This is a genomic window from Caballeronia sp. RCC_10, assembly GCF_041360715.1.
In the GTDB taxonomy this organism is placed as follows: Bacteria; Pseudomonadota; Gammaproteobacteria; order Burkholderiales; family Burkholderiaceae; genus Caballeronia; species Caballeronia grimmiae.
On sequence record NZ_JBFUPT010000007.1, the window covers coordinates 168,234 to 182,808 of the forward strand.

12 protein-coding genes are annotated in these 14,575 nt (G+C 64.0%); 10 read left to right on the forward strand and 2 right to left on the reverse strand.

All coding sequences use genetic code 11. From position 1 onward, the window contains the following. Positions 1-10 precede the first annotated feature (10 nt). Genes bktB through AB6804_RS15435 form a run of 3 tightly spaced genes read left to right on the forward strand, consistent with a single transcriptional unit; the run spans position 11 to position 3,127 of the window. Positions 11-1,195 carry a beta-ketothiolase BktB gene (gene bktB, locus AB6804_RS15425; RefSeq protein ID WP_370887148.1) on the forward strand — a complete coding sequence of 395 codons (1,185 nt, stop codon included), beginning with the start codon at positions 11-13 and terminating at the stop codon, positions 1,193-1,195. 22 nt (positions 1,196-1,217) lie between these two features. After that, positions 1,218-1,877: a hypothetical protein gene (locus AB6804_RS15430; protein ID WP_370887149.1), complete on the forward strand. Its 660-nt coding sequence runs from the start codon at positions 1,218-1,220 to the stop codon at positions 1,875-1,877. A gap of 56 nt (positions 1,878-1,933) precedes the next feature. Next, positions 1,934-3,127: a cystathionine beta-lyase gene (locus AB6804_RS15435; RefSeq protein WP_370887150.1), complete on the forward strand. Its 1,194-nt coding sequence runs from the start codon at positions 1,934-1,936 to the stop codon at positions 3,125-3,127. 5 nt (positions 3,128-3,132) lie between these two features. Here the strand turns inward: AB6804_RS15435 and serB are convergent, their stop codons facing one another. Together serB and AB6804_RS15445 are read right to left on the reverse strand one after the other, a co-directional pair. Further along, positions 3,133-3,972 carry a phosphoserine phosphatase SerB gene (serB, locus tag AB6804_RS15440; protein ID WP_370887151.1) on the reverse strand — a complete coding sequence of 280 codons (840 nt, stop codon included), beginning with the start codon at positions 3,970-3,972 and terminating at the stop codon, positions 3,133-3,135. 389 nt (positions 3,973-4,361) lie between these two features. Beyond that, positions 4,362-5,312 (reverse strand): LysR substrate-binding domain-containing protein, encoded by a 951-nt coding sequence (locus AB6804_RS15445; RefSeq protein ID WP_370887152.1) that lies wholly within the window; start codon positions 5,310-5,312, stop codon positions 4,362-4,364. Positions 5,313-5,416: 104 nt separating this feature from the next. On the opposite strand from AB6804_RS15445, the gene AB6804_RS15450 reads away from it, so the two are divergent. The 7 genes from AB6804_RS15450 to AB6804_RS15480 all read left to right on the forward strand — a co-directional run bounded on the left by AB6804_RS15450 (position 5,417) and on the right by AB6804_RS15480 (position 14,558). Then, entirely contained in the window at positions 5,417-6,433 is a 1,017-nt protein-coding gene (locus AB6804_RS15450; RefSeq protein ID WP_370887153.1) for a zinc-binding alcohol dehydrogenase family protein, read from the forward strand. A 162-nt stretch (positions 6,434-6,595) separates the two neighbouring features. Beyond that, positions 6,596-7,150, forward strand: coding sequence for a DUF6013 family protein (locus tag AB6804_RS15455; RefSeq protein ID WP_370887154.1), 555 nt, complete (start codon positions 6,596-6,598; stop codon positions 7,148-7,150). A 188-nt stretch (positions 7,151-7,338) separates the two neighbouring features. Next, on the forward strand, positions 7,339-8,244 hold the full coding sequence (locus AB6804_RS15460; protein WP_244794779.1) for a Ku protein: 906 nt from the start codon (positions 7,339-7,341) through the stop codon (positions 8,242-8,244). Positions 8,245-8,295: 51 nt separating this feature from the next. Next, positions 8,296-11,076 carry a DNA ligase D gene (gene ligD / locus AB6804_RS15465; protein WP_370887155.1) on the forward strand — a complete coding sequence of 927 codons (2,781 nt, stop codon included), beginning with the start codon at positions 8,296-8,298 and terminating at the stop codon, positions 11,074-11,076. 47 nt (positions 11,077-11,123) lie between these two features. Continuing rightward, on the forward strand, positions 11,124-11,333 hold the full coding sequence (locus tag AB6804_RS15470; protein ID WP_370887156.1) for a hypothetical protein: 210 nt from the start codon (positions 11,124-11,126) through the stop codon (positions 11,331-11,333). Positions 11,334-11,556: 223 nt separating this feature from the next. Next, positions 11,557-12,177 carry a biliverdin-producing heme oxygenase gene (locus AB6804_RS15475; protein ID WP_370887157.1) on the forward strand — a complete coding sequence of 207 codons (621 nt, stop codon included), beginning with the start codon at positions 11,557-11,559 and terminating at the stop codon, positions 12,175-12,177. After that, on the forward strand, positions 12,174-14,558 hold the full coding sequence (locus AB6804_RS15480; protein WP_244794643.1) for an ATP-binding protein: 2,385 nt from the start codon (positions 12,174-12,176) through the stop codon (positions 14,556-14,558). Before AB6804_RS15475 ends, AB6804_RS15480 begins: the two co-directional genes overlap by 4 nt. Positions 14,559-14,575: the final 17 nt, after the last annotated feature.

The following is a 14,575-nucleotide window of genomic DNA, read 5'->3' on the forward strand; positions in this document are numbered from 1 at the left end:
AGACGACAACATGAAGCGCGAAGTGGTGGTGGCAAGCGGCGTGCGTACGGCAATCGGCGACTTTGGCGGCGCGCTGAAGGACTTCACGCCGGGCGATCTCGGCGCGCGCGTCGTGTGGGAAGTGCTTTCGCGCGCGCGCGTATCGGGCGACGAAGTCGGCCATGTGGTGTTCGGCAACGTGATCCAGACCGAGCCGCGCGACATGTATCTGGCGCGCGTCGCCGCACTGGACGGCGGCGTCACGAAGGATGCGCCCGCGCTCACGGTGAACCGGCTGTGCGGCTCGGGCTTGCAGGCGATCATATCGGCGTCGCAGTCCATCCTGTTGGGCGATGCCGATATCGCCATCGGCGGCGGCGCGGAAAGCATGAGCCGCGCGCCGTATCTGATGCCGGCTGCGCGCTTCGGCCAGCGCATGGGCGACACGCGCATCGTCGACATGATGCTCGGCGCGCTCAACGATCCGTTCGACAAGATCCACATGGGCGTGACCGCGGAAAACGTCGCGAACAAGTACGGCATCACGCGCGAGGCGCAGGACGCGCTCGCGCTCGAATCGCACCGCCGCGCGGCGAAGGCCATCGAGGCGGGCTATTTCAAGGAACAGATTCTGCCGATCACGCTCGCATCGAAGAAGGGCGATACCGTATTCGACCAGGACGAACACGTTCGCATGAACGCCACGGCGGATGACTTCGCCAAGCTCCGGCCGGTCTTCGCGAAGGAGAACGGCACGGTGACCGCCGGCAACGCATCCGGCATCAACGACGCGGCGGCGGCCGTCGTGCTGATGGAGCGGGGCGTCGCGGAGAAGCGCGGCCTGCAGCCGCTCGCACGGCTCGTCGCGTATGCGCACGCGGGCGTCGATCCGAAGATCATGGGCATCGGACCCGTGCCGGCGACGCAGAAGGTGCTGGAGCGCGCGGGCCTGAGCGTCGACGATCTCGACGTGATCGAAGCGAACGAAGCCTTTGCCGCGCAAGCCTGCGCCGTCACGAAGGAACTGAAACTCGATCCCGCGAAGGTCAATCCGAACGGCTCGGGCATTTCGCTCGGCCATCCGATCGGCGCGACGGGCGCGCTCATCACCGTGAAGGCGCTGTACGAACTGCAACGCATCGGCGGCCGCTATGCGCTGGTGACGATGTGCATCGGCGGCGGGCAGGGCATCGCGGCGATCTTCGAGCGCATTTAACGTTGTATCGAAGGAAGCAAGCATGAAAGAAGCAACGAGGCGGCCGGGCTTTCCGGTTCGGCCGATGACGATGGCTGCGGCATCGCTGGCGTTTGCGCTCGCGCTCGCGGGCTGCAATTCGCCGATGCCGCCGGATACGTCGAGCGCCGCAAACGGGGTCGCGCCGAAGGGCGAGTCCCACGGCGCGGACGACGCCATCCGCACGCTCGCCTTGCCGCCACAGAAGCCGCTGTCGCCGAACCCGGAGTACGCGCGCTTTCCGCGCTATGTCGGCACGCTCGGCGGCAGGCAGATCGAAATGAAGCTCGGCGCGAAAACAGACGAGCCGTCCGGCGTGCACGGTGAATACCGTTTCGCGGGCAGCCCTTCGGTGATTCTCGTCGCCGGCGACCGTGACGGCGACACGCTCGAAATCGAAGAATCGAACGACGGCACGCACATCACCGGCAACTGGATCGGCAAGTTCGAAGCGGACGGCAGCGTGTCGGGCGAGCGCATGAATCCGGACGATTCCAACGCGCAGCCGTTCGACCTGCGGCCTGCCGTGGCCGGCGTGAAATTGCCGCCCGCGCCTGCTGGCGGCGGCGCGGCGCGTCAGGCCGCGCCTTCGCTGGAACCTGCGCCGCCGCTGCCGCCGTCTAACGCCGTCGGTGGCACGAGCAACGTGATCATCGGCGAATAGGTTTATTGCATGCAACCGGGCGCCGCCCGTCCTTTTTATCTCATCGCTTTTTATTCATGACCGATTCAAGCAGCCAGAACCGCGACCTGCAAACCCGCATCGTGCAGCCGAACGATTGCATCACGCCCGGCTTCGAGTCGTTTGCGGTGCCGGTGGCGCGGGCGTCGACGGTCGTGTTTCCCGATCTCGCGACGATGCGCGCGCTCGTCTGGAGCGACGATTCCAAGTGGCGCTACGGCCTGCACGGCACGCCGACGACGATCGCGCTCGCGCAACGCCTCGCGGCGATCGAAGGCGGCGAGCACGCGCTCTTGCAGCCTTCCGGTCTGGCGGCGATATCGAACGTGTATTTCGCGCTGGTGAAGGCGGGCGATCACGTACTGGTGCCGGACAACGCGTACTCGCCGAATCGCGAGCACGCGGATTGGCTCGCCGCCGACTTCGGGCTCGAAGTGACCTATTACGATCCGATGACCGGCGCGGGCATTGCCGATTCGATCCGGCCTAACACGAAGCTGATCTGGCTGGAAGCGCCGGGCTCTGTGACGATGGAAGTGCAGGACGTGCCCGCGATCGTCGCCGTGGCGCGGGCGCATGGCATCGTAACGGCCATCGACAACACATATTCAGCGGGGCTCGCGTTCAGGCCGTTCGAGCATGGCGTCGATATTTCGGTGCAGGCGCTGACGAAGTATCAGTCGGGCGGCAGCGACATCCTGATGGGCGCGACGATCACACGCGACGTCGAACTGCACAAGAAGCTGAAGCGCGCGCGCATGCGTATGGGTATCGGCGTTTCGGCGGACGATGCATCGCTGGTGCTGCGCAGCCTGCCGTCGATGAAACTGCGCTACGAAGCGCACGACCGCTCGGCGCTCGCGCTGGCACGCTGGCTCAAGACGCGTCCGGAAGTGGCGGCGGTACTGCATCCGGCGCTGGAAGACTGCCCCGGCCACGCGTTCTACGAGCGCGATTTTTCAGGCGGCGCGGGCGGCCTGTTCTCGATCGTGTTCGACGGGCGCTATAGCGCCGCTCAGGTCGATGCTTTCGTCGAGGCGCTCGAATTGTTCGCGATCGGCTGGAGCTGGGGCGGCGCGCACAGCCTCGCGATGCCCTACAACGTCCGCTCGATGCGCACGGCGTCGCAGTGGCCGCACGAGGGCGTGCTGGTGCGGTTTTATATCGGTCTTGAAGACGAAGCCGACTTGCGCGCCGATCTCGAGGCGGCGCTCGTGAAGGCGCTGGGCTGACCGTTTCAGAACAGGCGCAGCAGGCCGTCGAGTCCGACGAAGTTGAAGGCGACGGTGGCGGCCTCGCGCACGACCGGCTTTGCGCGGAACGCTACCGACAATCCCGCTTCGGCCATCATCTTCAGGTCATTCGATCCGTCGCCCATCGCGATGGCGCGCTTCGGATCGATGCCAATCTTTTCGCACGTCTCGCGCAGCGTGCGCGCTTTGACATCCGCATTGACGATTTCGCCGATGACCTTGCCCGTCAGCTTGCCGTCCACGATTTCGAGCGTGTTCGCCCGCGTGTAGTCGAGGCCGAGCCGCGCTTTCAATCGCTCCGTGAAGAACGTGAACCCGCCTGAAACGAGCAGCGTCTTGAGGCCGGCGGCGCGTGCGCCTTCGAGCATGCGTTCCGCGCCGGGCGAAAGGCGCAGGCGTTCTTCGTAGACACGTTCGAGTGCGCTCGCGTCGAGACCTTTGAGCAACGCCACGCGGCGCGTCAGGCTTTCGTTGAAGTCCTTGATCTCGCCGCGCATCGACGCTTCGGTGATCGCCGCGACTTCCGCTTTCAGACCGCAAAAGTCCGCAATTTCGTCGATGCATTCGATCGTGATGAGCGTCGAATCCATGTCCATCGCGACCAGGCCGAAATCGGAGAGTTGCGCTTGCGGCTCGATGAACGCGTAGTCGAGCGAATGCGTGCCGCAATAGGCGTCGATGTCGGGACGCTGAAGCGGATCGGCATCGGACAAGCGCAGGAGCGTGTCGTCGATGCGCGCTGTTACGGTCGAGCGGGCGAGAGCGGCGAGCGGCTTCAGGTGCGAATCGGAGATTGGTGCAGGGCTCTGGATGACGAGGTTCATCGAAGACGGTGCGGAGGTTGCGCAGACGGCTATTGTACGGGGCGCAGCGGGGATTTTTGAAACGCTTGCTGGAGCGGCGGTTTGCGTTTTGCATGTTGCGTGATGCATGCAATATGCGATTGCCGCTGCTTGGCGTTGTGCCGGGGCGGTGGCTTGTTGATGGAGCGGCATCGCAGGCGTCGGTTTTTTCGCTGCTTCATTGACTGAGATGCGGACGCGCAGCGATCTGCATGCAGCACGCAGCATTTGATCCGCAAAATCTTTTCTCGAAGCCGCTTCGTAGCAGCATCTTTGGCGCGGGTTGCTGTTGCGGCGGCCGGGCAGCAATTGCATGCAGCACGCCAGACGCAATACACAGCACGCAGAATGCAAACGCACGATTCACAGCCCTACCTCTGCACCCGCCCCGGCTCCCTGTCCCAATAAGGCGGCTCCCCAAACCGTCCCGCCAGAAACTCGATGAACGCCAGCGTCTTCGGCGGCACGAACGCGCGGCTTGGATACACCGCCCAGATCGCGACGGTCTGCGCGAGCGGATAGTCATCGAGCACGGTCACGAGTTCGCCGCTCGCCAGAAGCGGCGCGACGCTCCATGTCGACTTCAGTCCGATGCCGATGCCCGCGGCGAGCGCATCGCGGATTACTTCGCCGTTGTCCGTCACAAGCCGGCCGGATACGCGCACATCGATGACGCCAGTCGGCGTGACGAAGCTCCAGTCGCGCTGGTTCGCGAGGATCACGCATTCGTGCTGCGCGAGATCGGCTGGATGGCGCGGCGTGCCGTGTTGCGCCAAATAGGCCGGCGACGCGCACAGCACGCGCCGATTGCTCGCGAGCTTGCGCGCAACCAGCGTCGAATCCTTCAGCGCGCCGATACGCACCGCGAGATCGATCCCTTCATCGACCACATCGACGATCTGATCAGTCATGCGCAGATCGACGGTGACGGCCGGATACTGCCGCAAGAAGTCGGGGATGAGCGGCGAAATATGCTGCCGGCCGAGCGACGAAGGCATCGTCACGCGCAGTCTTCCGTGCGGCTGCTCGAGCGCCCGGCCGACCGACGCCCGCGCCGCTTCCGCCGCATCGAGCAGACTGCGCGCATGCGTCGCGAAGATTTCGCCTTCCTGCGTGACGCTCACGCGCCGCGTCGTCCGGTGCAGAAGCCGCGCACCGAGCATCCGCTCCAGTCCCGCGATGCGCGCGCTCGCCACCGCAGGCGACAAGCCGAATTCCCGCGCCGCCGCCGACAGGTTGGCGAGTGCCGCGGCTCGCACGAAGAGCGCAACGTCCAGCAGATCGAGCCGGTCGCGCGTGCCTTCGGACAGGAACTCGCCCATTCGATGGATTTCCCGAAAAATGTTTCAAGGATTATCGCGGTTTTTTGCATGCCGCATGCAAGCTACCATGACTCCATCGTTTGAATTCAACACAAGGAGCCATCATGAAAGCCATCGGCCTGACGCGTTATCTGCCGATTTCCAATCCGGAATCGCTCGTCGATATCGAGCTGGACAAACCCACACCCACAGGCCGCGACTTGCTCGTGAAAGTCGAAGCCATCGCAGTGAATCCGGTCGACACGAAAGTGCGTGCGCCGAAAGACAAGGTGGAGGAAACGCCGCGCGTCCTCGGTTGGGACGCGGCGGGCGTGGTCGAAGCGGTCGGCCCCGAGGTCACGCTCTTCAAGGCCGGCGACCCTGTCTACTACGCCGGGGACATCACGCGTCAGGGCGCCAATAGCGAGTTCCATCTGGTGGACGAGCGAATTGTCGGCGCGAAGCCGAAATCGCTGGATTTCACGCATGCGGCGGCGCTCCCGCTCACGACCATCACCGCGTGGGAAGCGCTGTTCGACCGGCTCAAGGTGTCCGCCGAAGGCAAGGACGCGGGCAGGACCGTGCTCATCATCGGCGGCGCGGGCGGGGTCGGTTCGATCGGCATTCAGCTCGCGAAGCAGGTCGCCAAGCTGCATGTGATCGCGACGGCGTCGCGGCCGGAATCCGCGAAATGGGCAACGGAGCTGGGCGCGGACCGCATCGTCAATCACTTCGAGGACATTCCGAAGCAACTGAAAGATGCGGGGATCGGCCAGGTCGATTACGTGCTGATCTTCAACGACACCGACAAGCATTTCCCGGCAGCCGCCGAAGTCGTGAAGCCGCAAGGCGGCATCTGCACGATCGTCGAAAACGCGGGGCCGCTTGCCATCGATTTGCTGAAGGCAAAGAGCGCCGCGTTTCATTGGGAGTTCATGTTCACGCGCGCGATGTTCAAGACGCCTGACATGATCGAACAACACAAGCTGCTGTCCGAAGTGGCGCGGCTGATCGACGCAGGCACGATCCGCACGACGCTCGGCAAGAACATCGGCAAGATCGATGCGGCCAATTTGCGCGAAGCGCATCGCCTTCTGGAAGAAGGGCGGGCAATCGGCAAGCTGGTCTTGACGGGTTTCTGAAGCCGCGTTTGAAACGGTCCGGCGCTTCGTTTTGCCGCGCGGCTGCCTCGGGTTTTCCATGAGAAAGCCCGGACACGCGCGGCGCTAGACTGACTCCGCTATAAGCCGATTCGGCGTCGATCGCGCCGGATCATCATCAAGTGCTTGTCACGGAGGTGCCGGATGAATCGACGTTCGAACGAAGGCCGCCGCGCTATCGCAGCCATGCTGGCGATGACCGCGCTCGCGACGGCTCACGCGACGCCCGGCATCAAGGTCCTGTCCGAAGCGCCCAACGACGGGCCGATCAAGTACACGATCAAGATGGCGTCGAAGAACTTCGGCAACGAGCAGGAGACGCGCACGATTCGCTCCGGTCAGACGGACGACTTCACGTGGCAGGGCACGGCGCCAAACGGCGCACAACCTGTACCGGATGCGTGTCTGCAGGTCGCATCGGTGCCGCGCAGCGCGGAAGGCCTGGCCGTGAAGCAGGTGCAGATTCGCTTTGCGCCGGTCATCGCGGATAACGGCGTCGCCAACGTGCAGCTCAGTTTCCGCGCTTACGCGCCGAAGGGGACGAGCAAGGTGACCGTGGGCGGCAAGACGCTGCAATGTCCCGGCGATAACCACCTCAGCCAGATCGTCCGTTTCTCGATGCCCACGTCCACTGGCTCGAAGAAGACGGTCACGCTCGACGACGGTACACAGTTGACCGTCACCGCCAGCCGGAAGTGAGTTAACGACAACCGAGGTGCATTTTGCATGCAGCATTAGCATGCAACTAACGGTCTGCTAACGCGACGACCCGGCTGGACCAGCACAGCCACGCTTGGCACACTTCCTGCGACTCAACACGATGCGCAATGCGCCGCATCCCCATGTTCGGCGCAATCATCGACCGTTCCGACAGCGAGGTGCCCGCGATGCCGCACATGATCTGGAAAGGCGCGATCAGCTTCGGGCTGGTCCACGTCCCCGTGCAACTTTATCCGGCCACGCAGTCGGAGAAAGTCGGCTTCAATCTGCTCGACAAGCGCTCGATGGATCCCATCGGCTACAAGCAGATCAACAAGAACACCGGCAAGGACGTCACGCGCGACAACATCGTGCGCGGATTCGAATACGAGAAGGGCAAGTATGTGGTGATGACCGATGCGGAAATCCGCGCGGCCAATCCCGAGTCGACGCAGACGGTCGATATCCTCTCGTTCGTCGATGCGCCCGAAATCTCGTTCCTGTCGCTCGATACGCCGTACTACCTCGCGCCCGATCGCAAAGGCGAGAAGGTCTATGCGCTGCTGCGCGACGCATTGAAGGACACCGGCAAGGTCGGCATTGCGAGCGTCGTCCTGCATAACAAGCAGCATCTGGCGGCGCTGATCCCGGTCGGTCCCGCGCTCGCGCTCAACACCTTGCGCTGGGGCGACGAAGTTCGCGATTTCAGCCAGTTCACGTTTCCCGACGAGGACACGAAGAAAGCGGGCGTTACGCCGAAGGAACTGGATATGGCCAAGCGCCTCATCGACGACATGAGCGATTCCTGGGACCCGACGAAGTATCACGACACGTTCCGCGACGACATCATGAAGCTCGTCGATCAGAAGGTGAAGGAAGGCAAGATCGCCGAAGTGATGAAGTTCGAGGAAGGCGGCGAAGAGAAGGCGAGCGCGGACATCCTCGATCTGTCGGAACTGCTCAAGCGCAGCCTCAAGAGCGGCGGCGCGGCGAAGGGCGGCAAGGCGTCGCGAGCGAAAGACGATTCGGGCGATGACGCCAGCGAGGAACCGGCGCGGCCGGCCCGCAAGACGGCGCGTCGCAAGCGAGCCTGACAGCGATGATCCGCAATCCATGAAAGCACCGGTAAAGGAGCCTTCACGACGATGACGGCCAAGCTCGAAACCTATCAACGCATGCGGCGCTTCAATGAGACGCCGGAGCCATCGGGACAGAAGTCCGTCGCGCGCCGGGCGTCGCGCACGAAAAAGCCCGTAAAACAGGCACTTTCCTTCGTCATCCAGGAACACGACGCCCGTCGCCTGCACTACGACTTTCGTCTCGAACTCGACGGCACGCTGAAATCGTGGGCGGTGCCGAAAGGACCGAGCCTCGATCCATCGGTGAAACGGCTAGCGGTGCATGTCGAAGATCATCCGATCGATTACGGCTCGTTCGAAGGCGATATTCCCGAGGGCAATTACGGCGCGGGCAGCGTCATCGTGTGGGATCGCGGGACGTGGGCGCCGCAGACGGGCGGCCCCGAGGACGCTGCGCGCGAGTACGAAAAGGGCAAGCTCAAGTTCATCCTCGACGGCGAGAAGCTGCAAGGCGGCTGGACGCTCGTGCGGAGTCACATGCGCGGCAGCGGCGACAAGGAGCAATGGTTTCTCATCAAGGAACGCGACGATGAAGCGCGTCCCGAAGCCGAATACGACGTACTCCTGAAGAAGCCGGGCAGCGTGTTGTCCGATTCGCTCGGCGCGCGGCTGGAGAACGGCGAGCTGCGCGATCGCACCGAGCGCAAGGCGCAGCCGGCATCGCGGCGAACGGTTGCGCGTGCCGCGAAGGCCGCGAGCGACAAGGCCGATGGTCACGCGCATCCGGATATCGTCGCGACACGTAATGCAGAATCGTTGCGCGCGCTCTCGCATGATCCGGCCATCGAAGGCGCGACTAAAGCGAAGCTGCCCGCGCTCCTCAAGCCGCAACTCGCCACACTCGTCGACGCCGCGCCGCCCAGCGACGAATGGACCTATGAAATCAAGTTCGATGGCTATCGCGTGCTTGCGCGCATCGAGCAATCGAACGGCAAGCGCGATATCCGCATCTTCACGCGCAACGGCAACGACTGGACCGCCAAGTTTCCAAAGCAGGTGAAGGCGCTCGAAAAGCTGGATATCGAAAGCGGCTGGCTCGATGGCGAAGCCGTCGTGCTCGACGATCGCGGACTGCCGGATTTTCAGGCGCTGCAGAATGCGTTCGATGTCGGCCGTCCGCAAGGCATCGTCGTGTACTTCTTCGATCTGCCTTTCCTCAACGGCTATGACTTGCGCAACGTGCCGCTCGTGCAGCGCCGCGCGTTATTGAAGGCGATCGTCGAACCCGTCGGCGATGCCGCGCTGCGCTATTCCGAGGACTTCGCCTTCAGCGCCGACGATCTGTTGAAGAGCGCCTGCGACATGTCGCTGGAAGGGATCATCGGCAAGCGCATCGACAGCACGTATGTATCGGGGCGCAGCAATTCGTGGATCAAGCTGAAGTGCCGGCGGCGGCAGGAGTTCGTCGTGTGCGGCTATTCGGAGCCTTCGGGAAGCCGCGGGCAGTTCGGTGCGCTGCTGCTCGGCGTCTATGACGGCAAGGGCAAGCTGCATTATGCGGGGCGCGTCGGCAGCGGCTTCGATCATGCGACGCTCGTCGCGGTGAAGAAGGAACTCGACAAGCGCGAGACCGATCGCATGCCTTTCGAGCGCGAGCCGCAGGAGCGTAGCCGGACGCCCGTGCACTGGGTGAAGCCGGAACTCGTGGCTGAATGCAATTTCGCGGAATGGACCAAGGAGCGCATCGTGCGACAAGCATCGTTCGTCAGTCTGCGTGACGACAAACCGGCGCGGCAGATCGTGAAGGAAGAGCCGGCATCGGCGAAAAAAGTAGAAGCGGAAGTCGAGGAAGACACGGCTAAAAAGCCTAAAGCTCGCAAGACGGCGGCGCGCAAATCCGCTGCGACGGAAGCGCCGGCAAAACCCGCGGCGAAGACGCGTTCCAAAGCGAACACGAGCGAAGTCGAAGGCGTGAAGATCAGTCACCCGGATCGGGTGATCGACAAATCCACTGGCCTCACGAAGCTCGATGTCGTCGAGTATTACGCGTCGATCGCCGAATGGATGTTGCCGCATCTTCACGACCGGGCCGTGTCGCTGGTGCGCGCGCCGGACGATATCAGCGGCGAGCTGTTCTTTCAGAAGCACAGCGCGAGACTGGCGATTCCGCATATCACGCAGCATCCGGATGCCGACCCCGAGCATCCGCCGTTGTTGACCGTCGAATCGGCGCAAGCGCTCGTCGGCACCGCGCAGATGGGCACGATCGAATTGCATACGTGGAACTCGCTGGTGTCGAACATCGAGAAGCCGGATCGCATGGTGTTCGATCTCGATCCGGGCGAGGGCGTCGGCTGGGATCGCATGCTCGAAGCCGCGAAACTCACGCGCGATTTGCTGCAAGAACTCGGGCTCACGTCGTTCTGCAAGACGAGCGGCGGCAAGGGCGTGCACGTGGTCGTGCCGCTCGCAAAACAGGCCGGCTGGGACGAAATGAAGGCGTTCTCACAGGCGGTCGCGCAGCATATGGCGAAGACGCTGCCGAAGCTCTTCTCGGCCAAGATGGGCATGCAGAACCGGCGCGACAAAATCTTCATCGACTATCTGCGCAACAATCGCGGCTCCAGCACGGTCTGCGCGTTTTCGTTGCGCGCCCGGCCAGGCATGGGCGTGTCGATGCCCATCCGCTGGGACGAACTCGACGAGACCACGAGCGGCGATCAATGGAACATCGGCAACGCGCGCGCACGCATGGACGCGCTCGCCGCCGATCCGTGGGAAGGCTATGCGAAGGCGCGTCAGCGGCTCACCGCGCAGATGAAGAAGCGGCTGGGTATCGGCGGGTGAGGGCGTCGGTCAACCTGAACACATCAACGCAAACTCTGGACATCGACATGAAAACGACGAACGAATCGCCCAAGGACGAACCCGACGAAGATGCCGCCAAGCCGCCGCTGCCGCACGAAACGGATCAAAGCGCGCAGTCGCAGGAGGAAGCGGAGCCGCGCGACATCGGCAAGCAGGCGCATGAAGACATCGAGCGCGGACTCGTCGACACCGACCGGCGCGGCAATCTCGATGGCGACGGCCAGCCGAAGCAATGAACCAACTAGTGAATTTTTTCGACACGAGGAGGGACCGGATGCGAGCGTTGCGCATGACATGGCGGCGGCCGGTTGCGTAGAATGATTCGCTATTCACGAAAAGCGCGCCACGCCGCACGCTTTTACCGATTCAAGCGACGCTCACACGCGTCCGACCGGTAAGCCCTTCCTATCAGTACGCCTTTCGCGGTATCGCCGGCGCCGCAGCCGATACGATCAAACAATGCAACATGACCTTCTGTCCCGCCTGAAGAACGAAACTGCCGCGTGCCACACACGGCTGGAGAACTCGCTCGATCTGATGCGCGACGATCTGCAGCGCGACGAATACGTCGCCCTTCTGCAACGCTTCTATGGCTATGTCGCGCCGTGGGAGGATGCGATCGGCGCGCACATGCCTGCAGCGTTGCACGCGTTCTTCGACGAGCGCCGCAAGACGCCGCTGCTCGCTGCCGATCTCGCCGCGTTGACGGGCGAGCGCGTCGCTCACGATGCGCTTCTCCTCGCCGATGCCAGCAACGACCTGCCGCGCGTCGACGGTATCGGTGCAGCGTTCGGCTCGATGTACGTGATGGAAGGCTCGACGCTCGGCGGACGTTTCATCGCGCCGCACGTCGCGCGCTTGCTGCAACTGCAGCCGGGCATCGGCAACCGCTACTTCGACGGCTACGGCGCGCGCACCGGCAGCATGTGGAACGCTTTCCGCGAAACCGTCGTGTCCACGGTCCCCGAAGTGCAGTACGACGCGGCCGTGAGCGCGGCCATCGCTACCTTCGAAAGCCTGCAGTCCTGGCTGTGCGGGGAGCCGCTGGAAGCGCGGGCGTCATCCGGAGCCGCCGCATGAGCGATAACCCCGGCGCGCGACGCGCTCCGAACGAGGGCGAGGCGAAAAGCGCAGGCCCGCCCGACGCCGAAGCGCGCCGCCGCACGCTCGATTCGGGCATCGCCGGCGAGGATTGCGCCGCTGAACCGATCCATATTCCCGGCGGCATCCAGCCGCACGGCTACCTGCTCGTCATCGACGAACGCAGCGCCGATGCGGCCGGCCCGCGCATCGTGCAGGCGAGCGAAAACATCGCGGCGCTCACGGGCGACAGTGTCGACGCGCTGCTCGGCAAGCCGCTCGATGCGCTCGTCGATGCGCAGGGCGCACAGCGCATCATGCAGGCGGCAACGACGATGGAAGTGGAGGACTCGCCGCTTTACGTCGGCTCGATCCACATGCAGCGTAGCGGCGCCGTTCGTCTCGACGTCACCATCCATCGGCACGACGGCGCGCTGATCGTCGAGATGGAAGCGGCGACGCAGTCCGGAGATTCCGCCTTCTTGCCGATGTATCCGCTGGTGCGAACGTTTGCGCGCGGCCTACAGAACGCGCAGACGGTGCAGGAACTCGCCGAGCTTGCCGTGCGCGAAGTGCGGGCGATCAGTGGCTTCGGCCGCGTGATGCTCTACAGTTTCGACGCACAAGGGCGCAGTCACGTGCTCGCGGAAGACCGCGACGCGAGTTACGCGTCGTTCCTGCATCAGTTTTTTCCGGCGTCCGACATTCCGCCGCAGGCTCGGGCCTTGTATCTGCGCAACCGAATCCGCCTCGTCTCGGACGTCGGCTACGTCCCCGCGCGCCTCGTGCCGGAGCGCAATCCCGTCACGGGCCGCGCCACCGATCTGACCTACGCGGCGCTGCGCAGCTTCTCGCCGGTGCATCTGGAATACATGCGCAACATGGGCACGCACGCGTCGATGTCGGTGTCGATCGTCGTGCGCGGCAAGTTGTGGGGGCTCATTTCCTGTCACCATCACGACCCGCGCGAGGTTCCCTTCAGCACGCGGCTCGCGATCGAGCATCTCGGCAACATGCTGTCGCTGCAGATCGAAGCGAAAGAAGAACGCGCCGAGGCCGAATATCTCGCCGAGCTGCGTCGCACGATGGCGCGCATGATCGCCGCGATGGGCGAGCAGGAAAGTTTCGTCGCCGGGCTGCGCGGCGTGCCGAAAGACGTGCTGAGTTTCGCGCGTTCGGCGGGCGCGGCCATCGTCATGAACGATCAGATCACGCTGATGGGTGCGACGCCCGACGAAGACACCGTGCGTGCGCTCACCGACTGGCTCGCGGAAAACACGTCGGGCGTCTGGGCGACGGATTCGCTCGCGCGCGAATGGCCGCCGGCGAAGACGCATCAAGACAAGGCGTGCGGCGTCCTCGCGGTGCCCGTGTCGCAGATTTTCCGGAACTACTTGCTGTGGTTCCGGCCCGAGCTGATGCAGACCATCAAGTGGGCCGGCGAGCCCGTCAAGCTGCGGGGTGCGCACGGCGCGAGCGCGCCGCGCACTGACTTCAGCCCGTGGCTCGAAACGGTACGCGGGCATTCCGCGTCGTGGCGCCAGGGCGAACTGGAAATCGCGAGCGAGTTGCGCGGCGCGCTCCTCAACATCGTGCTGCGCCGTGCGGAAGAACGCGCGGAGCTGGCAACCGAACTGGCGCGTGCAAACAAGGAACTGGAAGCGTTTTCGTATTCGGTGTCGCATGACTTGCGCGCGCCGCTGCGTCACATCGCCGGCTACGGAGACTTGCTGCGCGAGCAGGAAGGCGAGCGCATGTCCGAGAAGAGCCGGCGTTTTCTGAACAACATGCTGGAGTCGGCACGTTTCGCGGGCACGCTCGTCGACGACCTTCTGACCTTTTCGCAAATGGGCCGTGCGGCGCTGCGCCCCGCGCCGGTCGAACTCGGGCAACTCGTGCGTTCGATCGTGCAGGAATTCGAGGCCGACACGCCCGAGCGGCGCATCGAATGGGTCATTCATGACCTGCCGCGCGTCATTGGCGACGCCGCGTTCCTGCAACTCGCGCTGCGCAACCTCATTTCGAACGCGGTGAAATATACGAGAACGCGAGAATCGGCGAAAATTGAGATATTCGCGGCCCGCAGCGGCGATGAGCACATCATCGGCGTGCGGGATAACGGCGTTGGCTTCGACATGAAATACGGGGCCAAGCTGTTCGGCGTGTTCCAGCGGCTGCATCGCGCGGAGGAATTCGAGGGAACGGGGATCGGACTCGCCAACGTGCGGCGGATCATCGAGCGGCACGAAGGGCGCACGTGGGCCGAGGGACGGCTGGGCGAGGGAGCGGTGTTCTACTTCTCCCTCCCGGTCGAGTTCCGCAGCCTGACCGGCCGCGAGGCCGCCCGTCCGTATTCCGCCGCGCCGCCGCAGCGTCAGTAACGAAGTCAACACCAGAC